At 73.3% G+C, this 21,092-nt stretch carries 24 protein-coding genes and 2 pseudogenes; 9 read left to right on the forward strand and 17 right to left on the reverse strand.

Annotation, left to right across the window (positions count from 1 at the left end; all coding sequences use genetic code 11):
• Positions 1-41: 41 nt before the first annotated feature.
• Entirely contained in the window at positions 42-224 is a 183-nt protein-coding gene (locus tag G7075_RS14230; RefSeq protein WP_166122786.1) for a hypothetical protein, read from the reverse strand.
• Between the two features lie 75 nt (positions 225-299).
• Here G7075_RS14230 and G7075_RS14235 point away from each other — a divergent pair, with 75 nt between their 5' ends.
• From G7075_RS14235 to G7075_RS21400, 3 genes are all read left to right on the forward strand, one after another.
• A complete protein-coding gene (locus tag G7075_RS14235) occupies positions 300-731 on the forward strand; it encodes a MarR family winged helix-turn-helix transcriptional regulator (protein WP_371814080.1) in 432 nt (143 codons plus the stop codon).
• 308 nt (positions 732-1,039) lie between these two features.
• Positions 1,040-1,300 carry a TMEM165/GDT1 family protein gene (locus tag G7075_RS21395; protein ID WP_240917628.1) on the forward strand — a complete coding sequence of 87 codons (261 nt, stop codon included), beginning with the start codon at positions 1,040-1,042 and terminating at the stop codon, positions 1,298-1,300.
• 103 nt (positions 1,301-1,403) lie between these two features.
• The gene (locus G7075_RS21400; protein ID WP_240917629.1) at positions 1,404-1,616 is read left to right on the forward strand and encodes a TMEM165/GDT1 family protein; all 213 of its coding nucleotides are present in this window, start codon (positions 1,404-1,406) and stop codon (positions 1,614-1,616) included.
• 13 nt (positions 1,617-1,629) lie between these two features.
• On the opposite strand, the gene G7075_RS14245 is transcribed toward G7075_RS21400, so the two are convergent.
• On the reverse strand, positions 1,630-1,935 hold the full coding sequence (locus G7075_RS14245) for a glutaredoxin domain-containing protein (RefSeq protein WP_166122788.1): 306 nt from the start codon (positions 1,933-1,935) through the stop codon (positions 1,630-1,632).
• 121 nt (positions 1,936-2,056) lie between these two features.
• Here G7075_RS14245 and G7075_RS14250 point away from each other — a divergent pair, with 121 nt between their 5' ends.
• Complete coding sequence (locus tag G7075_RS14250) at positions 2,057-2,881, forward strand: transglutaminase family protein (protein WP_166122790.1); 825 nt, start codon at positions 2,057-2,059, stop codon at positions 2,879-2,881.
• A gap of 22 nt (positions 2,882-2,903) precedes the next feature.
• Here G7075_RS14250 and G7075_RS14255 read toward each other — a convergent pair whose 3' ends face one another.
• From G7075_RS14255 to G7075_RS14300, 11 genes and pseudogenes are all read right to left on the reverse strand, one after another.
• A complete protein-coding gene (locus G7075_RS14255; protein ID WP_166122792.1) occupies positions 2,904-4,070 on the reverse strand; it encodes an AGE family epimerase/isomerase in 1,167 nt (388 codons plus the stop codon).
• Entirely contained in the window at positions 4,067-4,900 is an 834-nt protein-coding gene (locus G7075_RS14260) for a D-hexose-6-phosphate mutarotase (protein WP_166122794.1), read from the reverse strand. Before G7075_RS14260 ends, G7075_RS14255 begins: the two co-directional genes overlap by 4 nt.
• Positions 4,901-4,964: 64 nt before the next feature.
• On the reverse strand, positions 4,965-5,741 hold the full coding sequence (locus G7075_RS14265) for a TerC/Alx family metal homeostasis membrane protein (protein WP_240918058.1): 777 nt from the start codon (positions 5,739-5,741) through the stop codon (positions 4,965-4,967).
• Positions 5,742-6,225: 484 nt separating this feature from the next.
• A pseudogene (locus G7075_RS14270) lies at positions 6,226-7,589 on the reverse strand (deoxyribodipyrimidine photo-lyase).
• Between the two features lie 13 nt (positions 7,590-7,602).
• Positions 7,603-8,325, reverse strand: a complete 723-nt coding sequence (locus tag G7075_RS14275; RefSeq protein ID WP_240917631.1) for a CPBP family intramembrane glutamic endopeptidase — start codon at positions 8,323-8,325, stop codon at positions 7,603-7,605.
• 10 nt (positions 8,326-8,335) lie between these two features.
• Entirely contained in the window at positions 8,336-8,554 is a 219-nt protein-coding gene (locus G7075_RS21405; RefSeq protein WP_240917632.1) for a hypothetical protein, read from the reverse strand.
• Between the two features lie 145 nt (positions 8,555-8,699).
• Positions 8,700-9,371, reverse strand: coding sequence for an NAD(P)H-binding protein (locus G7075_RS21410; protein WP_240917633.1), 672 nt, complete (start codon positions 9,369-9,371; stop codon positions 8,700-8,702).
• Entirely contained in the window at positions 9,368-9,799 is a 432-nt protein-coding gene (locus G7075_RS14285; RefSeq protein ID WP_166122798.1) for an SRPBCC family protein, read from the reverse strand. Before G7075_RS14285 ends, G7075_RS21410 begins: the two co-directional genes overlap by 4 nt.
• Entirely contained in the window at positions 9,796-11,052 is a 1,257-nt protein-coding gene (locus tag G7075_RS14290; protein WP_166122800.1) for a cyclopropane-fatty-acyl-phospholipid synthase family protein, read from the reverse strand. Before G7075_RS14290 ends, G7075_RS14285 begins: the two co-directional genes overlap by 4 nt.
• Positions 11,049-11,803, reverse strand: a pseudogene (locus G7075_RS14295) (DUF1365 domain-containing protein). Before G7075_RS14295 ends, G7075_RS14290 begins: the two are co-directional and overlap by 4 nt.
• A 4-nt stretch (positions 11,804-11,807) precedes the next feature.
• Positions 11,808-13,091 (reverse strand): NAD(P)/FAD-dependent oxidoreductase, encoded by a 1,284-nt coding sequence (locus G7075_RS14300; RefSeq protein WP_166122802.1) that lies wholly within the window; start codon positions 13,089-13,091, stop codon positions 11,808-11,810.
• Between the two features lie 100 nt (positions 13,092-13,191).
• On the opposite strand from G7075_RS14300, the gene G7075_RS14305 reads away from it, so the two are divergent.
• Genes G7075_RS14305 through G7075_RS14315 form a run of 3 tightly spaced genes read left to right on the forward strand, consistent with a single transcriptional unit; the run spans position 13,192 to position 16,324 of the window.
• Positions 13,192-14,232, forward strand: coding sequence for a B12-binding domain-containing protein (locus G7075_RS14305; RefSeq protein ID WP_256378032.1), 1,041 nt, complete (start codon positions 13,192-13,194; stop codon positions 14,230-14,232).
• A gap of 2 nt (positions 14,233-14,234) precedes the next feature.
• A complete protein-coding gene (locus G7075_RS14310; protein ID WP_166124398.1) occupies positions 14,235-15,527 on the forward strand; it encodes a cyclopropane-fatty-acyl-phospholipid synthase family protein in 1,293 nt (430 codons plus the stop codon).
• Positions 15,527-16,324, forward strand: a complete 798-nt coding sequence (locus tag G7075_RS14315) for a DUF1295 domain-containing protein (protein WP_166122806.1) — start codon at positions 15,527-15,529, stop codon at positions 16,322-16,324. The genes G7075_RS14310 and G7075_RS14315 overlap by 1 nt, the downstream gene beginning before the upstream one ends.
• A 27-nt stretch (positions 16,325-16,351) precedes the next feature.
• Here the strand turns inward: G7075_RS14315 and G7075_RS14320 are convergent, their stop codons facing one another.
• The 4 genes from G7075_RS14320 to G7075_RS14330 all read right to left on the reverse strand — a co-directional run bounded on the left by G7075_RS14320 (position 16,352) and on the right by G7075_RS14330 (position 18,348).
• The gene (locus G7075_RS14320) at positions 16,352-16,780 is read right to left on the reverse strand and encodes a DUF2177 family protein (protein WP_166122808.1); all 429 of its coding nucleotides are present in this window, start codon (positions 16,778-16,780) and stop codon (positions 16,352-16,354) included.
• A gap of 29 nt (positions 16,781-16,809) precedes the next feature.
• The gene (locus G7075_RS14325; protein WP_166122810.1) at positions 16,810-16,989 is read right to left on the reverse strand and encodes a YegP family protein; all 180 of its coding nucleotides are present in this window, start codon (positions 16,987-16,989) and stop codon (positions 16,810-16,812) included.
• 112 nt (positions 16,990-17,101) lie between these two features.
• On the reverse strand, positions 17,102-17,356 hold the full coding sequence (locus G7075_RS22955; protein WP_371814249.1) for a DUF445 family protein: 255 nt from the start codon (positions 17,354-17,356) through the stop codon (positions 17,102-17,104).
• Positions 17,248-18,348, reverse strand: coding sequence for a DUF445 domain-containing protein (locus tag G7075_RS14330; RefSeq protein ID WP_371814250.1), 1,101 nt, complete (start codon positions 18,346-18,348; stop codon positions 17,248-17,250). Before G7075_RS14330 ends, G7075_RS22955 begins: the two co-directional genes overlap by 109 nt.
• A gap of 60 nt (positions 18,349-18,408) precedes the next feature.
• On the opposite strand from G7075_RS14330, the gene G7075_RS14335 reads away from it, so the two are divergent.
• Entirely contained in the window at positions 18,409-19,845 is a 1,437-nt protein-coding gene (locus G7075_RS14335; RefSeq protein ID WP_166122812.1) for a GuaB1 family IMP dehydrogenase-related protein, read from the forward strand.
• Between the two features lie 22 nt (positions 19,846-19,867).
• Entirely contained in the window at positions 19,868-21,091 is a 1,224-nt protein-coding gene (locus G7075_RS14340; protein WP_166122814.1) for a cysteine desulfurase-like protein, read from the forward strand.
• The last annotated feature ends 1 nt before the right edge of the window (position 21,092 follow it).

A 21,092-nucleotide genomic window follows, 5' to 3' on the forward strand; every position in this document is an offset into this window, starting at 1 on the left:
ACGATCCCCACGCTCCGCACCCGCTGCCCGGTGGTGCGTCCTCAGCCCTCGGCCTCCGCCGCCGCGCGGGCCGCCTCGAGGCGCTGCTCACGTTCCCGGCGCAGTCGCAGCTGGGGGTCGTCGCTGCCGAGCTGGGCCGGACCGAAGACGCCGGTCGTCACGTACCGGAAGCGCCACCCGATGCGGTAGCCGAGCGGGAGGCGGCCGGAGGGTCGGCGGGCCATCGGATCTCCTGACATTGGTGAGTGCACGGATGGTTAGTACCCTAACTGATGGCGCCGACCCGTAGGATCCGGTCCGTGCAGCCCTCCCCCGACCCCGGCCCCGGCGACGCCGTGGACCTCCTCGCCCTCGACCGCCAGGTGTGCTTCGCGCTCGCCGTGGCGAGCCGGCAGGTGATCGGCCTCTACCGGCCGCTGCTCGAGCCCCTCGGCCTGACCCACCCGCAGTACCTCGTGATGCTCGCGCTCTGGGAGGACTCGCCCCTGCGCGTCTCGGAGATCGCCCGGCGCCTGAGCCTCGAGCCCGCCACCCTGTCGCCGCTGCTCAAGCGCCTGGAGACCGCAGGGCTCGTCGCCCGCCGCCGCGACCCCGACGACGAGCGGGCGGTGACGGCGGAGCTGACCCCCACCGGTCGCCGCCTGCGCCGCCGGGCCGAGCGCATCCCCCGGCCGTCATCGACCGGCTGGGGATGGAGGTCTCCGAGCTCGAGGACATCCGCGACCGGCTGAGCACCCTCATCGCGGCGACCCGCCGCACGGGCTGAGCCGGGCGCCGGGATCGGGGGCCGGTCGGGAGCCCCGGGGGCGATCCGGACCGTGGGCACGATTTCGCGGCGGTCCGCGTCCCCGGTACCGTTGTCCCCCGAAAGGGAGTAGTCCCCAATCGCCGCGTCGACACACTGACCCCCGGGTCCGGTGCGGTGGGCCACCTCGGGTGGCGGACGAGACTTTCGGCCAGTCGAAGCACCCACCACCACGGGCGCGCCTGGCCGAAGGCGCGTCCAGACGCTCCTCGGCCGGGAGCGCGAGGAGACCACATGTACGCCTTCCTGCTCAGCACCGCCGTCATCTTCGTCGCGGAGCTCGGCGACAAGAGCCAGCTCATGGCGATGACCTTCGCCACCCGCTACCGCGTCCGCGACGTCCTCATCGGCATCACCGTCGCGACGGCCGTCGTCCACCTCGTCTCGGTCGGCATCGGGGCCGCCGTCGGCACGGCCTTCGAGCAGTACCAGGGGCCATCTCGATCGTCGCGGGCTGGCCTTCCTCGCCTTCGCCGCCTGGACCCTGCGCGGTGACGAGCTGACCGAGGACGAGGCCGACAAGGCCCGCCGCAGCACCGGCGCCGCCATCGTCGCCGTCGGCGCCGCGTTCTTCCTCGCCGAGCTCGGCGACAAGACGATGCTCGCGACGATCACCCTCGCCACGCAGGAGGGCTGGTTCGGCACCTGGGTCGGCTCGACGGTCGGGATGGTCGCCGCCGACGCGCTGGCCATCGGGGTCGGCGCCGTGCTCGGCCGCAAGCTGCCGGAGAAGGCCATCAAGTACGGCGCCGCCGCGCTGTTCGCGATCTTCGGCCTGCTGCTCCTCGCCGAGGGCTTCGGCTGGCTCTGAGCCGGGTCGACGCTCAGCGGCGCAGCGCCTGCTTCACGACGGACGGGTCCGGGTTCGTGTGCGGCACACCGTGGATGACCACCGTGGGCACGGTCTCGTTGCCGTCGTTGACACTGGCGACGTAGGCCCGGGCGTCGTCGTCCTCCCAGATGTTCACCCAGCGGGCGTGCTGCCGCTCGCGACGCACGGCCATCCGCAGCCGGGCGCAGAAGACGCAGCCCGGGCGCCAGTACACGGTGACGCCCTGCTCGGCGTGCGCCAGCGCTTCGGCGTGCGGGGTGGCCTGCGGGCGGCCGGCGACGAGGTCCACGAGTCCCATGCCTCAGGGTAGGTCGGTCCGGCGCCGCGCTGCTACCGTCCACGCAGCGGTTGCGCCCCGACGTCGCGCGCGTGGCCCGCAGCCCGACGGACCGTCGGGCTCCCGCTCACCGGAGGCCACCATGCCCGAATCCACCACCGTCCCCACGGCCGTCGTCACGACGCTGCTCGAGATCCCCGTCGAGCAGGCCGGCCGGCTCGCGGTGTCGGCCGCCGTCGCCGCCCACCTCGAGCGGGACGAGACGCTCGCGGTCACCGGGCCGGACGGTGCCGAGGTCGACCACCACGTCGTCGAGCTCGACCGCGGGACCCGGCTCCACGTGCTCGACGCCCCGGAGGGCACCGTCACCCTGACGTACCAGGCTCGCGTCACCCTGGGTCCGGTTGCAGCGGAACCGGTCTCGGAGGCCGGCGCCTTCCAGTACGTGCTGCCCAGCCGCTACTGCCCGAGCGACCGGCTCGAGGGGTTCGCCGGCACCGAGTTCGGCGCCGTCGAGGGCGATGCCGAGCGCGCCCATCGCATCGTCGCCTGGGTCCACGACCGGCTCACCTACGAGAGCGGCTCGACGACCGCCACCGACGACGCCCTCACCCCGATGCTCGGCGGGCGCGGCGTCTGCCGCGACTACGCCCACCTCGTCGTCGCCCTGGCCCGGGCCGTGGGGATGCCCGCCCGTTACGTCTCGGTCTACGCGCCGGGCCTCTCGCCGATGGACGCGCACGCCGTCACCGAGATCGCCGTCGACGGCGTGTGGCAGGTCTTCGACGCCACGCGGCTGGCCCCCCGCGCCTCGATGGTGCGGATCGGCACCGGACGGGACGCCGCCGACGTCGCCATCCTCACCGGGCTCGGCGGTGCGAGCGGGCCGACGCGGTTCGAGGTGACGGCCACCGCGTGGCCGGACCTGCCGACCGACGACGCCGACGCGCTCGTCGTCCTCGGCTGAGCCGCAGGGCGGTCCGTCGCGCTCAGGCCTCCAGCGGGCCGGCCAGCGCGCCACCGCAGTGGTAGACGTCGGGGCGGCCCGGCCAGATGGTGCCCGCCTCGTGCATCGCGTCGTCGAGCTCGTTGCGCCAGGTGCCGCGGTCGTCGACGAAGTACCGCGCCGCGTGGTCCCAGAGCCGCCGGTACCAGCCCTCCCAGTGCGCGTCGCCGGTGCGGCGGACCAGGGAGGCGGTGAGCTGGATGCCTTCGCACACCGGCCAGTGCAGGCGCACGTCGGACACCGGGCGGCCGTCCCAGCCGACCGTGTAGACCAGCCCGGGTCGGCCGTCGAGGGCCCAGCCGCCGTCGAGCGCCCGGCGCGCGAGGGCCTCCGCCGCCTCGACGAGCCATGCGGGGGACTCGACGAGCGGCGACTCGTCGAGCTGGAGGAGGAAGCGCGCCCACTCCAGCGAGTGCCCGAAGGTCGCACCGTAGGGACGGAACGGGTGGTTCGGCTCGTCGCGGTTGTACTCGGGGAGGACCTGCCAGTCGGCGGTGTAGTGCTCGGGCAGCAGCCACCCCTGGTTCCGCGCGGCCCCGTCGACGAGCCGCTCGGCGATGGCCAGGCCCCGCCGGTGCCACACCGCGTCACCCGTGGCCGTGCCCATCGCGAGGAAGGCCTCGAGGCCGTGCATGTTCGCGTTGGCGCCGCGGTAGTCCTCGGAGTCGGACCAGTCCGGCGCGAACGACTCGAGGAGCGCCCCACTGCCCGGGTCCCACAGGTGGGCGTCGACGACCTCCACGACCTGCTCGAGCAACGCTGTGGCAGAGGGGTGCCCGACGCCCAGGGCCGCCGACGCCGCCAGCCCGACGTGCACGTGGTCGTAGGTCATCTTCCGCGTCTCGGTGCCGGGCTCGCTGAGCCAGCCGCCGTGGACGCGGTCGGCGTGCAGCCCGGTGAGCGAGGACATCGCGTGGTCGAGCAGCTCGCCGGACCCCGGGACGCCGTGCCACACACCGGCGGCCGCGGTGTACGCGACCCGCGCGGTGAGGAAGAGCTGGGGCGTCCGACCGGGGAGCGGCACGCCGTCGGCGTCGAGGTGGTGGAAGCCACCGTCCGGACGGATCGAGCCCAGCGCGAACCCCAAGACGTCGGACAGCCCGCGACCGAGCCACTCGCGGTGGGCCGGGGTGTCGAGCCAGCTGGTCACAGGTCCTCCACGGTCAGGCGGTACGTCATCGAGCGGGTCTCACCCGGGGCGACGGTCACGACGTCGTCGAGGACGTTGGCGGCCTCGACGCACACGAAGCGCCGCCACTGGTCGCCGACGTCGGGGATGCCGGGCCCCTTCTGCGACCACGGGTTCCAGACGACGCGGTCGGCGGCACCCTCGGTCGAGACGACCAGCCGGCGGCCGAGGACCGGGTCGGTGAGGACCACGTCGGCCGTGCTGCGGTAGACCCGGTCGGTCTCGCCGGTGAGGACGAGGTCACCCTCCTGCGTGCGGTCCTCGTCGGCGACCTTGTCGTGGAAGGCCGCGCCGTCGAGCCCGGCCAGCGAGACCCGCCGCACGTCACCGACCGCGAGGTAGGCGTGCAGCGCCTCCTCGACGACGAAGGCCTGCTCCCCGGTGTTCGTCGTCGTCAGCGTCACGTCGAGGGTGGCGCCGCACCGGGCCGCGAGGTCGAGCCGGTAGGCGTGCGGCCACGCGGGGTCGGTGGCGTCGTCGGAGGTCAGCCGGTGCTGCAGGACCGTGGCGTCACCCTCGCGCTCCTCCCCGAGGAAGGACCACGTCGCCGAGCGGGCGAACCCGTGCGCCGGGGACATCCCGCCGTCGCGTCCGGGGCCGAACCACGGCCAGCACACCGGGATCCCCGCGTGCGGCGGGGTGCCGGCCCGCACCGGCACGTACGGGTGCGCGAACAAGGCGGGCGCCGACCCGGTGGGCGACCACCGGAGGACGAGCGCGCCCTCGTCGAGGACCTCGGCGGTGCACGTGCTGGTGGCGACCGCGCGGGCCGGGGCGACGGGTGGGCTCACGACCCCACCGTATTGACCGGGGCGGGGGCGCACCAGCGGCGCCCACGACCCGGCCCCGGTGGCGTCAGGACCGGTCGGACCCGACCTGCTCGAGCGGCTCCTCGTCGACGGTCTCGCCGCGCGCCTCGGCCCGCCGCTTGGCGACCAGGCTGGTGGCCGTCACCGTGGCGAGGATGCCGACGATGACCCCCAGCGAGGCGAGCGTGGGCACCTCGGGCGTCGAGGGCCAGACACCGTGCGCCCAGTGCAGGACGAGCTTGACGCCGATGAAGGCGAGGATCGCGGCGAGCCCGTGCCCGAGGTGGACCAGCGAGCCGAGCGCGCCCTCGAGGACGAAGTACAGCGCCCGCAGGCCGAGGAGGGCGAAGGCGTTCGTCGCGAAGACGAGGTAGGCGTCGCCGGTGATGCCGAAGACGGCCGGCACGGAGTCGACGGCGAAGACGATGTCGGTGCCGAGGATGGCCACGGCGACGAGGCCGAGGGGGGTCAGCGCGCGCTTGCCGGCCTCACGGACGGTGAGGTTGGGGCCGCGGTAGTCCTCGACGACCGGGAAGAACCGGCGCAGCAGCTTGACCGAGCGCAGGGAGCCGATGTCGACGGCCGCCTCGTCGTGCGACATCGCGTCGTTGAGGACCTTGACGGCCGTGACGAGGAGGATCGCGCCGAAGAGCAGGAAGGTCCAGGAGAACATCGAGATCATCTGGGCGCCGAGGGCGATGAAGATGCCCCGCAGGACGAGTGCGCCGGCCACGCCGATGAGGAGCACCCGCTGGCGCAGCTCCTTGGGCACCGCGAAGGCGGTGAGCAGGAGCATGAAGACGAAGAGGTTGTCGACCGACAGCGACTTCTCGACGAGGTAGCCGGTGTAGTACTCGAGCCCCGGTCACCGCCGTACTGCGTCCAGATGTAGACACCGAACGCGAGCGGCAGGGCGATGTAGAACGAGGACCAGCCGACGGCCTCCTTCATCGACACCTCGTGCGGCTTGCGGGTGATGACGAAGTCGAGGGCGAAGAGGACGAGCACGGCGGTGATGGTGACGCCCCAGAGCAGGGGCGTGCCGACGGACTCCTGGGTAGCGGCGGGCTCGGCCGCGGCCAGGAGGGTGTGGAGGGATGACATGGGACTCCTTCGGGCATGGATGACGCAGGCCCGAGGTCTCCTTCACCGCCGAGGCGGTGCCGCACCGGGAGCGCCGTGGGGCGCTCGTACTGACCGGAACGGACTTGGGAAGTACTCCCCTCGTCTGGCGGCGAGTCTACCGGCGCAGAAGGTATTTCCCCAACTCCGTGTGTGGAAAAGAACCCGACCTTCGACAGCTCCGGTCAGCGCTTGGTGGCGGCCAGCCGGTCGAGGGCCTCCTGGCGCTCGGCCGCGTGGTCGACGATCCGCTCGGGGTAGCCGTGGGCGTAGCCCGCATCGTGCTCCCACGGCCGGTGCGCGGCCTTGCCGTCGAGGTGGCGCAGCTCGGGCACCCAGCGCCGGACGTAGTCGCCGGACGGGTCGAACTTCTCGCCCTGCGTCACCGGGTTGAAGACGCGGAAGTACGGGGAGGCGTCCGTGCCGGTGCCGGCCACCCACTGCCAGCCGTGGTTGTTCGACGCCACGTCCCCGTCGGCCAGCCGGTCGAGGAAGTGGCGCGCCCCCACCGGCCACCAGACGTGCAGGTCCTTGGTGAGAAAGCTCGCGGTGATCATCCGGACCCGGTTGTGCATCCAGCCCTCGGCGAGCAGCTGGCGCATCCCGGCGTCGACCACGGGGTAGCCGGTGTGCCCGGACCGCCACGCCTCGATGGCGTCCTCCGGCTCGTCGTAGCGCATGCCCGAGAGCGCCGGCCGCAGGTCCGCCCAGGCGCTCTTCGGGTTGTGCCACAGCACGTCCGCGTAGAACTCGCGCCAGGCCAGCTCGTCGCGGAAGGTCTCGACCCCGGTGCCGCGGAGGTCGGCGACCTCGGCCAGCAGCGTCCGCGGGTGCACCACCCCGAGCTTGAGGTAGGGCGACATCCGCGACGTCGCATCGACGGCGGGCAGGTTGCGCCCGTCGGCGTAGTCGCCGAGGTCGTCGTCGCGGAAGGAGCGCCAGCGGCGCAGGGCCGCCTCCTCGCCGGCCGGGGGCAGCTCGGGGAGGTCGGGGGCCGACAGGGCGGCGTCGAGGGCGGCCGTCGCGTCGGCGTCGTTGCGCACGTGCCGGACGTCCAGCGACCGGGGCGTCGGGGCCGGCGACGGCCATCCGTGCTGCCGCCAGGCCTTCGCGAAGGGGGTGAACACCTTGTACGGGTCCCCGAGCCGTTGGTCACCAGCCCCGGTCCGACGGCGTAGGGCGTGCCCGTCTCGACCCACTCGACCCCGTCGCCGAGGGCGTCGCGCACGACCTCGTCGCGTCGCACCCCGGCCGGTGTGCTCTCACGGGACAGGTGCACCGAGGTCGCGGAGACCCGTTGTGCGAGAGCCGGGACCACCTGGCGCGGGTCGCCGTGCAACAGCGTCAGGCCACCGTCGAGCGACTCGTCGAGGGCCCGGAGGTTCGCGGCCAGCCACGCCCGGCGCACCGGGCCGCCGCTGTCCCAGAGCCGCGGGTCGACGACGAAGGCCACGACGAGGTCGCCGTCGCCGGCGGCCTCGCGCGCGGCGAGCAGGGCGGGGTGGTCGCGGCGTCGCAGGTCGCGGCGCAGCCAGAGGACGGCGGTCATCGGGGGTGGCTCCTCACGAGAAGCGGTCGAGGACGGCGGGCAGGAGGAAGAGCATCCCGAGCGACCACGTGAGGTGCGTGACGACCGGGCCGAGGATGCCTCCGGTCACGCGCCGCTGCAGGCCGACGACGAGCCCGACGAGGAGCCCGGCGAGGACGAGCAGGGGGATGCCCGAGGTGGCCGTCACCAGCGCGTAGACCACGGTGGTCACGGCGACCGCGTGCTTGCGGCCCACCCCGGCGTACAGCGCACCGCGGAAGTACAGCTCCTCGGCGACGCCGTTGACCATCGTGATGAGGGCGACGACCCACAGCGACCCGAAGCGCGCGTGGTCGAGCAGGTCCTGCACCGGGTCGCGCAGCAGCGGCACCCGGGCCACGACGAGCGACCCGGCGAGGAAGACGAGGAGCAGCAGCGCCCCGAGGGCCAGCGACTGCACGACCGCCCGGCTCTCGCCCCCACCGACGCGGCGGTGCGCCCGGCCGAGGTGCAGCGGACCCGACGAGAACGCCCCGACGGCCCAGACGGCGGCCAGGGCGAGCGTCGCGACGTAGAACGTCGGGTCACCCGGCTCGATGCGCAGCGCCCACGCCAGCACCCCGGCGCCGACGAGGAGGGTGACGACGGCGACCCGGCGGCGTCGGTGGAAGGCCGCGTCGGACTCGGTGTGGTCGCGCGGAACCGGGTCGACGAGGGCCGCCCGCACGAAGGCGCGCAGCTCGGCGACGGGGTTCACGGCCCGACCCTCACGACCCCGAACCGCGACCGCCCCCGGCCCACTCCGGGTCGGCGGCGGTGACCCGGGCGGGGTCGACGGTGCCCGGCTCGGGGCGCGGGTCGGCGTCATCGCCGGCGATCGCGTCGGTGACGGCGCGGTCGTAGCCGAGGGCCCCGCCGGCGGGGGCGCCGACGAGGTCGTCGATGTCGGACTCCTCGCACACGACCTCGTGGAGCAGGCTCTCCACCAACGGTTTCGCGAGCCCGGTGGGCACGGGCGTGACGAAGCCGACCCACTGGCTGGCCAGCCGGGGGTGAGCACCGGCACGGTGACGATCGTGCGCGGGAACATGCCGGCGAGCCGGGCGAAGCGGGTGATCATCTCGCGGTAGGTCAGCACGTCCGGGCCGCCGACGTCGAAGGTGCGGTTGACGTCGGGGGCAGGTCGGCGGCGCCGACGAGGTAGTGCAGCACGTCGCGCGCGGCGATGGGCTGGATGCGGTTGTCGAGCCACTTCGGCGTGATCATCACCGGCAGCCGCGAGGTGAGGTGGCGCAGCATCTCGAAGGACGCCGACCCCGACCCGAGGATGATCGCCGCCTGCAGCACCGCGGTCGGCACGCCGCTCGACAGCAGCAGGTCACCGACCTCGACGCGCGAGGCGAGGTGGTCGCTCAGCGGGCCCTCCTGCGGGTGCAGGCCGGAGAGGTAGACGATCCGGCCGACCTCGGCCTCGTACGCCGCCCGGCCGAACGTCTGCGCCATCTCGCGGTCGCGCTCGACGAAGCCGCCGGCGCTGTCCATCGAGTGCAGCAGGTAGTAGGCGACGTCGACGTCGGCGAGCGCCTCGGCGAGGGTCGAGCGCGACGTCGCGTCGCCCTCGACGACCTCGGCGCGCCCGGCCCACGCGCGGTCGGAGATCTTCGACGCGTCCCGGGTGAGCACGCGCACGGTCCAGCCCCGGTCGAGCAGCATCGGGACCAGGCGCGACCCGATGTAGCCGGTCGCGCCCGTGACGAGCGCCCGGCGCCCGGTCCCGTCGGAGTGGTGTCCCGTGTCGCTCACCGGCGGTCCAACGTCTCCTTGAGCTGCGCGGCCGTGCGGTCACCCAGGCGTCCGAGCAGCGGGGTCATCACCGGTCCGAGGAAGCGGGCCAGCCCGGTGAACTCGAAGTCCGCCCGGTAGGTGACCTCGGCGCCGGTGCCGTCGGGGCGCACGGTGATGGTGTCGTGGCTCGTGGTCGTCGCGTTGCGGCCGACGATGACGAAGCGCGGGGCCTGGACCTCCTCGGTCGTGTACTCGAGCTCGACGGTGTTGCCGGCGAACTTCGACACGTTCCTGTAGGTCGTGCCCGGGCCGCCGTCACCGGACACCCGCTCGCACGAGACCGTCCCGGCGTCCCACTCCGTCGCGTTCCGGAAGTCGGCGAGGTAGGGGAACACCTCCTCGGCGCTCGTGCTCGTGCGGATGGTGCGTTCGACGGTCGTGGTCATCGGTCCTCCTGGCGGGTGAAGCGGATCTGGGCGACGTCGAGGTAGCCGGTGGCGAAGCCGGCCTCGCAGTACGCGAGGTAGAACTCCCACATGCGCCGGAAGGTCTCGTCGAAGCCATGGTGCTCGATCTCGTCCCACCGGGCGATGAAGGTCTCGCGCCAGCGACGCAGGGTCTCCGCGTAGTCGGCCCCGAACGCCTGCACCCTCTCTACCCGCAGCGACGTCGACTCACGCGTGACGTCGCGGATGGCCTGGAGGGAGGGGATGAGGCCGCCCGGGAAGATGTACTTCTGGATCCAGCCGAACGAGCCCTTGGTGGCCAGCAGCCGGTGGTGCTCCATGAGGATGGCCTGGATGGCGACGGCGCCACCGGGCGCCAGCAGCGTGTCGATCTGCTGGAAGTAGGTCTCCCAGTACTCCTCGCCGACGGCCTCGATCATCTCGACGCTGACGATCGCGTCGAACTGCCCGGTCGTCTCGCGGTAGTCCTGGAGGAGCACCTCGATGCGGTCGGTGTGGCCGGCGGCAGCGATGCGCTCCCGGGCCAGGTCGCGCTGCTCGGCCGAGAGCGTGACGGAGGTGACGGTGGCCCCGCGGGCCGCGGCGCGGATGGACAGCTCGCCCCAGCCGGTGCCGATCTCGAGGACCCGCGAGCCCTCGTGCACGTCGGCGGCGTCGAGGATGGCCTCGATCTTGCGCAGCTGGGCGCCGTGCAGGTCCTGACCGGCGACCGGGCGGGTCGGGTCGAAGAGCGCCGAGCTGTAGGACAGGGAGGGGTCGAGGAACGCGGCGAACAGGTCGTTCGACAGGTCGTAGTGCGCGCTGATGTTGCTGCGCGAGCCCTCGAGGGTGTTGCGCTGGTGGCGCGGGATGGCCCGGTCGACGAGGCCGCGCAGCGAGAGCAGCGGCTTCGGGACGAGCTCGCCCATCCGGGCGGCGAAGGGCATGAGGGCCTGTGCGAGGTCGGTGCCGTCGCCGGCGCGCCAGTCGCCGGCCATGTACGCCTCGCCGAGGCCGATCTTCGGGTGCGCCTCGAGCCGGCGGAAGAGCGCGCGGGGACGCACGACCTCGAGCACCGGGCTGTCCGGGCCACCCGCGCCGACGACGGAGCCGTCGGGGTAGCGCATCCGGATCGGCATGGGCCGCACGGCGACCTCGGTGATCGCCTTGGCGACGGCACCCCGGGTCAGGGCGCGGTGGGAGGTCAGCCGCGGGGCGGTGAGCTCGAGGCGGTGGGTGTCGGCGGTGGTCATCGCACGCTCTCCAGGGAGGTCTCGGGGCGGGGGCGGACGGGCAGTCTCCGCAGCCACAGCCAGATGCCGTGGAGGCGGATGAGCCCGCTCACCCGCTGGGGCATCAACGGGTGTCGCAGCGCGCTGCGGGCCACCGTCGAGGTCGTCGCCGGCCTCGGGGTGCCCGTCACGGTCGCGGTCACCAGTGGTTCGTCGTGCAGGCGCAGGCGGATGGCCACACCGACCGTGTCGGGCGTCATGGTGAGGCGGATGGCGTACTCGCCCTCGACGTCGTTGAACGGGGAGACGTAGAAGTCCTTGTCCATCGAGGCCCGGCCGCCCTCGTCGGGCCGCAGCACGTACGCGTGCCGGCCCCGTAGGTGTTGTGGACCTCGACGAGCACGGCCCGCAGGCCGCCGTCGGGGGCGAACACCCAGAAGGCGCTCATCGGGTCGAAGACGTGGCCGAGGGTGCGCGCGTGGGCGAGCATCACGACGCGGTCGCGCGGCGTGGTGCCGACGCCGTCGCGCTCGAGCACCCGCAGGACGTTGGCCTTGAGCGCGGCGATGCCGGGGTTGCCCGACAGGTGGTCCTCGCCGCGGAAGGTCGCGACCGGGCGCAACCAGCGGGGCAGGCGGGGCATCGCGTCGAGGTCGACGAGCCACTGGGTGTGCTTGTGCGTGAACGAGTGGCGCACCGGGCGGTGCCGGGTGTGGTGGACCCGGCCGACGACGAGCGAGGGCAGGACGGGGAGGTCGGTGGCAGTGGTCATCGGGTCACCACTCGACCCCGAGGGCCCGGGCCGCCTCGACACCGGACCGGCAGCCGTCCTCGTGGAAGCCCCAGCCCTGCCAGGCACCCGCGAAGGCGGTGCGCTCGGTGGTGATCTCGGGGATGCGGCGCTGGGCCCGCACGGCGTCGAGGTCGTAGAGGGGGTGCGAGTACTGCATGGTGGCGACGACGCTACCGGGGTCGATCCGGTCGGACGCGTTGAGCGTCACGTAGAACGGCTCGTCGGCGGGCAGGCCCTGGAGGCGGTTCATCCAGTACGTGACGACGGCGCCCTGCGACGGGTCGTCGCCGACGAGGTAGTTCCACGACGAGCGGGCCAGCCGGGCACGGGGCATGAGCGAGCCGTCGCGGTGCAGCACGGTCTCGTTCTGCGAGTACCGGAAGGCGCCGAGCACCTCCTTCTCGGACGGTGTGGCGTCGGCGAGCAGGCGCAGCGCGTCGTCGGCGTGGGTGGCCACGACGACCCGGTCGTGACGGTCGAGCCGCCCTCCGGCAGTGCGGATCTCGACGCCGTCGGGCGTGCGCGCGACGGACGTGACCGGGTCGCCGACGTGCACCGCGGGCAGCCGGGCGGCCAGCAGGTCGACGTAGGTGCGCGAGCCGCCGACGACGGTCATCCACTGCGGGGAGTCGCCGACCGAGAGCATCCCGTGGTGCTGGAGGAACCGGAAGAGGTAGCGCGCCGGGTAGTCGAGGGCCTGGCCCTCGCCGCTCGACCAGACGCAGGCGACGACCGGGATGGCGTAGAGCCGGGTGAAGGACTCGGGGAACCCGGCGTCGCGGATGAACTCGCCGTAGGTGGTCGTGTCCTCGTCGTCGGTCTGCTCGAGGAAGGCCGTGGCGAGCGCGTGGAAGCGCTTGACGGCCCGGAGCATCCCGACGTACTCGCGGTCGAGCAGCTGGCGGGGGCGGGCCACGAAGCCCTTGACCCCGCGGCCGCCGGCGTACTCGAGGCCGGTCGACTCGTCGCGGATGCTCATCGACATCTCGGTGTCGCGGGCCTCGACGCCCAGCTCGCGGAAGAGCCGGCGCAGGTACGGGTACGTGCGGTCGTTGTGGACGATGAACCCGCTGTCGACCCGCAGGTCGCCGTGGGCGGTCGGCACGGTGTGGGTGTGCGCGTGCCCGCCGAGGCGCGAGTCGCCCTCGTAGAGCGTCACGTCGTGGCGGGTGGAGAGCACGTGCGCCGCGGTGAGCCCGGAGACTCCGGCCCCGACGACGGCGATGCGCTCGGGAGCAGGGTGTCGCTCCGCAGGGGTGGGCGGCATGGGCAGCACCGTAGAACCTTTCGTCGACCTTCGTCAAAGGTTTGTCAAATCTCCGACCAGCGCTTACCGTGGCCGTGTGAGGCGTTCGGTTCCCCCGTCGATGCGGATTGGCGAGCTGGCATCCCGAGTGGGAGTCAGCACGCACGTCCTGCGTGCGTGGGAGGCGCGGTACAACCTCCTCGACCCCGTCCGCTCGCCCGGTGGCTACCGGCTCTACGGCACCGACGACGAGCGCCGCGTCCGTGAGGTGCTGGCCCTGCGCGAGCAGGGCGTCAGCGCGATGGAGGCCGCCCGCCAGGTGCTCGCCGCCGAGCGGGCCGGGGCCGCCGCCGCGATGGGTGCGCTCGCCGACGGCGACGGGATGCTCGACGGCGCCGAGCCCGCCCGCGACACGATGCGTGCCGACCCGCCCGTGCTCGTGGCCCAGCTGCTCGACGCCGTCACCGCCCTCGACGAGGACCGCGCCCACGCCGTCCTCGACACCGCCTTCCTCGACCGGTCCGTCGAGAGCGCCATCGTCGACGTCCTCGTGCCCTTCTTCGTGCGCGTCGGCGAGATGTGGGAGCTCGGGCGCATCGGCATCGCCCAGGAGCACTTCGCGAGCAGCCTCGTCCGTCGCCGCCTCGGTGCGCTGTCGCTCACCTGGGGCATCGGCACCGGCCCGGTCGCCGTGCTCGCCTGCCCCCGGGCGAGTTCCACGACATCATCCTGCTCGGCTTCGGGGTGCTGCTCGGGCGGGCCGGCTGGCGCATCCGCTACCTCGGTCCCGACACCCCGGTCGGGTCGCTGGCCTCCGCCGCCGACCTCACCCGCCCGGACGCCGTGGTCCTCGCCTCGCGCCGGCCCTCCGGGTTCCGGGCCCACGCGCCGGCCCTGCGCCGGCTCGCCGAGGTCCACCCGCTGTGGCTCGCCGGCCGGGGCACCACCCCGCGCGTCCTCGAGGAGATCGGCGCCATGCACCTCGGCCCCGACCTCGTCGCCGACGTGGGGTTGCTCACCACCGCCGCCCGCGAGCGTCGCCGGGCGCGCGAGGCATCCGCTGCGACCGCGGACTCCGAACGACGGTCGTGACGCCCGGCGCCGGTTGTGCGCCGGCCCGTCCGACCCGACCGCCTCACCCGATCCCAGGAGCAGCACGTGACGATGACCGAGCCCGGCCGGACCACGACGACGAGGGGCGGTGCGGCCACCCGCATCGAGGCGGCCCTGCGGCCCCTGCTCGGCGGGCCGCTGCCCGTGCGGCTGCGCACCTGGGACGGGTCCGAGGCCGGCCCGGTCGACGGGATGCTCGTCGAGCTGCGGACCCCGCAGGCCCTGACCCGGCTGCTCTGGCACCCGGGCGAGCTCGGGGCCGCGCAGGCCTACGTCACCGGCGAGCTCGAGGTGCACGGTGACGTCGGCGACGCCCTCGACCTCGTCCGCGAGACGGTCGCCGCCCGCTCGCTTCCGCCGCTGACCCCGGCGCGCGTCGCCCGGCTGCTGCCCGACCTCGTCCGGCTCGGCCGCGACACCGGGGCGCTGGCCCGTCCCCCGGCCCCGCCGGCCACCCAGGCGGTCGTCAAGGGCCGGCTGCACTCGCTGGCCCGCGACCGCGCGTCCATCAGCCACCACTACGACCTGTCGAACGAGTTCTACGAGTTCCTCCTCGACCCGCACATGGCCTACTCGTGCGGCTTCTACGCCGACGGGCCGGAGATGCCGCTCGAGGCCGCCCAGGCCGCCAAGCTCGACATGGTGTGCCGGAAGGTCGGTCTCTCCGAGGGGATGCGCTTCCTCGACGTCGGCTGCGGGTGGGGGTCGCTGTCGCTGTACGCCGCCGAGCACTTCGGGGCGCAGGTCACCGGCGTCACCATCGCGGCCGAGCAGAAGGCGTTCATCGACCAGCGCATCCGCGAGCGTGGGCTGCAGGACCGGGTCGAGATCCGCCTCCAGGACTACCGCGAGGTGCGCGACGAGCCGTTCGACGCCGTCGCGTCCCTCGAGATGGGTGAGCACGTCGGCGAGAAGAACTACGACACCTACGCGTCGGTGCTGCACCGCTCGGTGCGGCCGGGCGGGTACGTGCTCGTGCAGCAGATGTCGCGCATCGCGGGGCACCACCCGGGCGGTGGGCCGTTCATCGAGCAGTTCATCGCCCCCGACATGACGATGCGCCCCGTCGGCGACACCCTGAACTTCCTCCAGGGCGCCGGGTTCGAGGTCCGCGGGGTGCACGCCCTGCGCGAGCACTACGTGTGGACGGTCGACGCGTGGGCGCGCACGCTCGAGGAGAACTGGGACCGCGCCGTCGAGCTGATCGGCGAGGAGGGAGCCCGCGTCTGGCGGCTCTACCTCGTCGGTGGTTCGCAGGCCTTCCGGGACAACCGGATGGGCGTCGACCAGCTGCTGCTGCGCCGCCCCGGCGGCCCCGCCGTCGTCTCCGACCCGGCGCGCTGATGGGCGACGCGTTCTCCGGCGGCACCCTCGTCGTCGTCCTCCTCGGGTCGCTCCTGACCTCGGCGCTCGCGATGGGCGTCACCGCTGTGGTGTCCAAGCGTCTCGGCAAGGTCGCGGTCGTCGACATCACGTGGGGCCTGGTCTTCGTGGCCATCGGCTGGGTGGCGTACGCGCTGGGGCAGCACTCGGCGCGATCGCTGGTCCTCGCCGTGCTCGTCACCCTGTGGGGCGGGCGCCTGGCGTGGCACATCCGCGGGCGGGCGCTCGGTGCGGGTGAGGACCCCCGCTACGAGAAGATGCTGTCCTCGCAGCCGCCGGAGAAGCGCTTCGCGTTCGCGGTCAAGCGGGTCTTCGTCGTCCAGGGGCTGGCGGCGTGGTTCGTGTCGCTGCCGCTGCAGGTCGCGGCCTCCACCGACACGGCGCTCGGCTGGGTCGCGGCGGTCGGTGTGGTCGTCTGGCTCGTCGGCGTGACCTTCGAGTCCGTGGGCGACGCCCAGCTCAAGGCGTTCAAGGCCGACCCGTCGAACAAGGGCAAGGTCATGGACCGCGGCCTCTGGGGCTGGACGCGCCACCCGAACTACTTCGGCGACTCCGCCGTCTGGTGGAGCCTGTTCGTCGTGGCGGCCGAGGCCTGGCCGGGCGTGCTGACCATCCTGTCGCCCGTGGTCATGACGTACTTCCTGGCCTTCGCGACCGGCGCGAAGCTGCTGGAGTCGGAGATGGCCAAGCGTCCCGGGTACCCCGAGTACCAGCAGCGGACGAGCATGTTCTTCCCCCTCCCGCCGAAGAAGCGCTGACCGGACGCGGCAGAGGCCCTCCCGCTGTCAGGGGCGGGCCGTGCGTCGCAGCACGCCGAGCACGACGGCCGCGGTCACGGTGCACAGGACGGCACCCCAGGCGATGTCGACGAGCACGACGACGAGCGGGAAGTCGCGGAACACCGCCATCGACGTGAGGTCGAAGGTCGCGTAGGTGACCACTCCGAACGCGGCCGCATCGCGCAGCCCGCGGCCGAGCGACCCGCTCGCCAGCGCCGGCCGCAGCACGAAGTGGACGAAACCGAGCAGGTAGACGACGTAGAACGCCACGGCTGCACCGGTGTTCGGCCTGTCCGCCAGCAGGTGCCCGATGCGCTCGTCGTAGAGCGTGCCGGAGCCGACCGTCAGCCAGAAGGCGTCGAGGGCGCCGAAGACGACGGCAGCCAGCAGGAGGGCGCGCAGCAGGCGGGCACGGTCGACGGGCTCGGTGGTCATCCACCGAGCCTAGGTGGCTGCGGGTGGCCTCAGGTCTGGTCGTCGATGGTGGCGCCGGGCGCGTTCTTCTGCACCGAGGCGACGCCGTTCATCGCGCTGGCCTTGGTCTCGTAGGCCTCGCCCGAGGCGATGATCTGCCCGTTGCTCGCCTTGAGCCGGAAGCGGAACTTGCCGCCGGCGTCCTTGTAGACCTCGAACTTGCCTGCCATGACAGATCCCTTCGCCGGGGCCCACGCTCGCGGTGGGCGGCTCAACGCTAGCGGTGGCGCGGCATCCTGCCAACGGTCCTGGTGGCCCGAGCCGACGACCGTGACGCGGCGGTCAGGACAGGGTCTGCCCGACGGCGTGGATGACCAGGCCGGCGAGTGCGCCGACGACGGTGCCGTTGATCCGGATGAACTGCAGGTCGCGGCCGACGTGCAGCTCGATCCGCTCGGCGGCCTCCTTCCCGTCCCAGCGGTCGACGGTCACCGAGATGACCTCGGCCAGCTCGCTGCCGTAGGTGTTGACGACGAACGAGACCGCCTCCCCGAGACGGGCTTCCAGGATCCCCGACCACTCCGGGTCGTCGACCAGGTGCTCGCCGAGGTGCTCGAGCAGCTCGTCCCCCGGCGGTGGAAGTACGAGTCGCCGTCGTCCATCGCCGTCTCGAGCGAAGCCCGGAACGACCGCCACAGCCCGACCGCGGTCTCGGCGGCCTGGGGGTGGGTGAGCAGCCGCTCCTTGAGCGACTCGGCCCGCTCCATCACGGCGGGGTCGTGCTGCAGGTCGTGGGCGAGGGTGCGCAGCAGGTCGTCGAGGGCCAGCCGGGCGGGGTGGCGCGGGTCGCGGCGGATCTCGCGCAGCCAGGTGAGGACCTGATCGTAGGTCCAGCCGATGACGCGCTCGTCGAGCCAGGGCGGGGTCCACCACGGCGCCCGGGTGGTGAGCACCTCCGAGTACGTGCCGGGGTTCTCGCGCAGCCAGTCGTGCAGCTGCTCGAGCCCGAGGTCGACGAGCCCGTGGTGGGTGCTCTCCTCGACGACGCCCTCGAGCAGCGCCCCGGCGATGGGGCTCACGGGCTCGCGGACCAGCCGCGGCACGAGGAAGTCCTCGACGAGGCGGCGCACCTCGTCCTCGTCGAGCCGCCCGAGCCCGGCGCGGGCCACCCGCACCACCTCGGTGAGCACGCGTCGCCGGTGCTGCGCGACGCCGAGCCACAGACCGATCCGCCGGCTGACGTGGGCGGCGGCCAGCCGCTCGCGCGCGATCTCCTCGGTGAGGAAGTTCTCGGTGACGAACTCCTGGAGGTTGCGGCCGATCTCGTTCTTGCGCTTGGGGATGATCGCCGTGTGCGGCACCGGCAACCCCATCGGGTGCCGGAACAGCGCGGTGACGGCGAACCAGTCGGCGAGCGCACCGACCATGGCCGCCTCGGCCCCGGTGTTGACGTAGCCCCAGACGCCGTGGTCGTCGAGGCGCAGCGTCGCGAGGAAGGCGACCGCGGCCAGGAGCAGCAGCGAGAGGGCCAGCAGGCGCATCCGGCGCAGCCCGACCCGGCGCCGCTCGTCGGCCGGGGTCACTGCCATGAGGCTCACCCGCCCGATCCTGCCCCATCGACCCGGCCCGGACGCACCTACGCTGGTGCCGTGCGTTTCCTCAACGACCTCCTGCCCCAGCACGACCTGACGTACGACGACGTCTTCATGGTGCCGAACCGCTCGTCGGTCACCAGCCGGCTCGACGTCGACCTGCGCAGCTCCGACGGCACGGGCACGACCATCCCGCTCGTCGTCGCCAACATGACGGCCATCGCGGGGCGCCGGATGGCCGAGACGACCGCCCGCCGCGGCGCGCTGACCGTCATCCCGCAGGACATCCCGACCGAGGTCGTCGCCGAGGTCATCGCGTGGCAGAAGAGCCGGCACCTCGTCTACGACACCCCGATCAGCCTCGACCCGTCGACGACCACCGGCGAGGCGCTCGTGCTGCTGCACAAGCGGGCCCACGGTGCCGCGGTGGTCGTGCAGGGCGAGCGGCCGGTGGGCATCGTCACCGAGACCGACCTCACCGGCGTCGACCGCTACACCCAGCTCGCCGACGTCATGGTGCGCGAGATGGTCACCCTCGACGACGGTGTCGACGTCGAGAAGGCCTTCGACACCCTGTCGCACGCGCGGCGTCGGCTGGCACCCGTGGTCGACGTCGACGGCCGGCTCGTCGGACTGCTGACCCGGGCCGGGGCGCTGCGCGCGCACCTGTACAGCCCGGCCGTCGACGCCTCGGGCCGGCTGCGCATCGCCGCAGCGGTCGGCATCAACGGCGACGTCGCGGGCAAGGCGGCGGCGCTGGTGGAGGCCGGCGCCGACGTGCTCGTCATGGACACCGCCCACGGCCACCAGGAGAAGATGCTCGAGACCCTGCGGGCCGTCCGCGCGCTCGACCTCGGGGTGCCGCTCGTCGCCGGCAACGTGGTCTCCGCCGCCGGCACCCGCGACCTCCTCGAGGCCGGGGCGGACATCGTCAAGGTCGGGGTCGGCCCGGGCGCCATGTGCACCACCCGGATGATGACCGCCGTCGGCCGCCCGCAGTTCTCGGCGGTGCTCGAGTGCGCCTCCGCCGCACGCGAGCTCGGCAAGAACGTGTGGGCCGACGGCGGCGTGCGTCATCCCCGCGACGTGGCCCTCGCCCTGGCCGCGGGCGCGTCGAACGTCATGGTCGGCTCGTGGTTCGCCGGCACGCTCGAGTCCCCCGGCGACCTCTACACCGACGAGCAGGGCCGCCAGTACAAGGAGTCCTTCGGGATGGCCTCGGCCCGCGCGGTGCGCCACCGCACGGCCACCGACAGCGCCTACGAGCGGGCCCGCAAGGCGATGTTCGAGGAGGGCATCAGCAGCGCGCGGATGTACGTCGACCCGGCCCGGCCCAGCGTCGAGGACGTCATCGACGAGATCGTCGCCGGGCTGCGCTCGTCGTGCACGTACGCCGGCGCGCGCACGCTCGAGGAGTTCCACGAGCGGGCCACGGTCGGCCTGCAGAGCACGGCGGGCTTCGCCGAGGGCCGCCCGCTGCACTCGTCCTGGTGACCCGCTGGGGCAGGATGGCGGCATGGCCTACGACGTCGAGCGCATCCGGTCCCACTTCCCCTCGCTGACGGCCGGGCTGGCCCACTTCGACGGTCCCGGCGGGAGCCAGGTGCCGGACGTCGTCGGGGCCGCGGTCGCCGACACCCTCACCGCGTCGATCTCCAACCGCGGCACGGTCACCGCCTCCGAGCGCCGGGCCGACGCGGTCGTGACGCGCTTCCGGCGCACGGCCGCCGACCTGCTCGGGGCCGACCCGCGCGGCATCGTCATGGGCCGCAGCGCCACCGCGCTCACGTACGACCTCGCCCGGGCGCTGGCCAAGGACTGGGGCCCCGGCGACGAGGTCGTCGTCACCCGGCTCGACCACGACTCGAACATCCGCCCGTGGGTGCAGGCGGCCGAGGCGGCCGGCGCCACCGTGCGCTGGGTCGACTTCGACCCCACGAGCGGCGAGCTGACCGTCGACGACGTCGAGGCCGTGCTCTCCGAGCGCACCCGGCTCGTCGCCACGACGGCGGCCAGCAACCTCCTCGGCACGCGGCCGCCCGTGCGGCAGATCTCCGAGGCCGTCCACCGCGTCGGGGCCGTGCACTGGGTCGACGGCGTGCACGCCACCGCGCACGCATCCGTCGACGTCGCCGCCCTCGGTGCCGACGTGTGGACCTGCTCGCCCTACAAGTTCCTCGGCCCGCACTGCGGGGTCCTCGCTGCCGACCCCGCCTGGCTCGAGACGGTCCGCAACGACAAGCTCGCGCCGTCCACCGACGCCGTCCCCGAGCGCTTCGAGCTCGGGACCCTCCCCTACGAGCTCCTCGCCGGCACGAGCGCGGCCGTCGACTTCCTCGCCGCCCTCGACGACCTCGACACGCCTGTCACCGACGACGACCGGCGCGAGCGGCTGCTGGCCTCGATGCGCGCTCTCGAGGAGCACGAGGAGAAGCTGCTGGCCGTGCTCGAGCCCGGGCTGCGAGGGATGCCGGGCGTCACGGTGTACTCCAACGCCGAGAGCCGTACTCCCACGCTGCTGTTCACCGTCGACGGCCTCGACGGTCAGGAGGTCTACCGCGGCCTCGCCGAGCACGGGGTCAACGCCCCGGCGAGCAGCTTCTACGCCCTCGAGTGCTCGCGCCACCTCGGCCTCGGCGACACCGGTGGGGTGCGCGTCGGCCTCGCCCCGTACACGAGCCAGGACGACGTCGAGCGCCTCCTCGCCGGCCTCGAGGACGTCCTCGGGACCCGGGGCTGAC

The sequence above is a fragment of the Phycicoccus sp. HDW14 genome, assembly GCF_011383005.1.
Lineage (GTDB): Bacteria > Actinomycetota > Actinomycetes > Actinomycetales > Dermatophilaceae > Phycicoccus.

Excerpts from the sequence above, each read along its gene's own strand:
- G7075_RS14305 (WP_256378032.1), top strand. The coding sequence starts at position 13,192 with ATGCGGATTGGCGAGCTGGCATCCCGAGTGGGAGTCAGCACGCACGTC.
- G7075_RS14245 (WP_166122788.1), bottom strand. The coding sequence starts at position 1,935 with ATGGGACTCGTGGACCTCGTCGCCGGCCGCCCGCAGGCCACCCCGCAC.
- G7075_RS14310 (WP_166124398.1), top strand. The coding sequence starts at position 14,235 with ATGACCGAGCCCGGCCGGACCACGACGACGAGGGGCGGTGCGGCCACC.
- G7075_RS21395 (WP_240917628.1), top strand. The coding sequence starts at position 1,040 with ATGTACGCCTTCCTGCTCAGCACCGCCGTCATCTTCGTCGCGGAGCTC.
- G7075_RS14330 (WP_371814250.1), bottom strand. The coding sequence starts at position 18,348 with ATGGCAGTGACCCCGGCCGACGAGCGGCGCCGGGTCGGGCTGCGCCGG.
- G7075_RS14285 (WP_166122798.1), bottom strand. The coding sequence starts at position 9,799 with ATGACCACGACCGTCGAACGCACCATCCGCACGAGCACGAGCGCCGAG.
- G7075_RS14340 (WP_166122814.1), top strand. The coding sequence starts at position 19,868 with ATGGCCTACGACGTCGAGCGCATCCGGTCCCACTTCCCCTCGCTGACG.
- G7075_RS14320 (WP_166122808.1), bottom strand. The coding sequence starts at position 16,780 with ATGACCACCGAGCCCGTCGACCGTGCCCGCCTGCTGCGCGCCCTCCTG.
- G7075_RS14250 (WP_166122790.1), top strand. The coding sequence starts at position 2,057 with ATGCCCGAATCCACCACCGTCCCCACGGCCGTCGTCACGACGCTGCTC.
- G7075_RS14300 (WP_166122802.1), bottom strand. The coding sequence starts at position 13,091 with ATGCCGCCCACCCCTGCGGAGCGACACCCTGCTCCCGAGCGCATCGCC.
- G7075_RS14315 (WP_166122806.1), top strand. The coding sequence starts at position 15,527 with ATGGGCGACGCGTTCTCCGGCGGCACCCTCGTCGTCGTCCTCCTCGGG.
- G7075_RS21400 (WP_240917629.1), top strand. The coding sequence starts at position 1,404 with ATGCTCGCGACGATCACCCTCGCCACGCAGGAGGGCTGGTTCGGCACC.
- G7075_RS14290 (WP_166122800.1), bottom strand. The coding sequence starts at position 11,052 with ATGACCACCGCCGACACCCACCGCCTCGAGCTCACCGCCCCGCGGCTG.
- G7075_RS14325 (WP_166122810.1), bottom strand. The coding sequence starts at position 16,989 with ATGGCAGGCAAGTTCGAGGTCTACAAGGACGCCGGCGGCAAGTTCCGC.
- G7075_RS14230 (WP_166122786.1), bottom strand. The coding sequence starts at position 224 with ATGGCCCGCCGACCCTCCGGCCGCCTCCCGCTCGGCTACCGCATCGGG.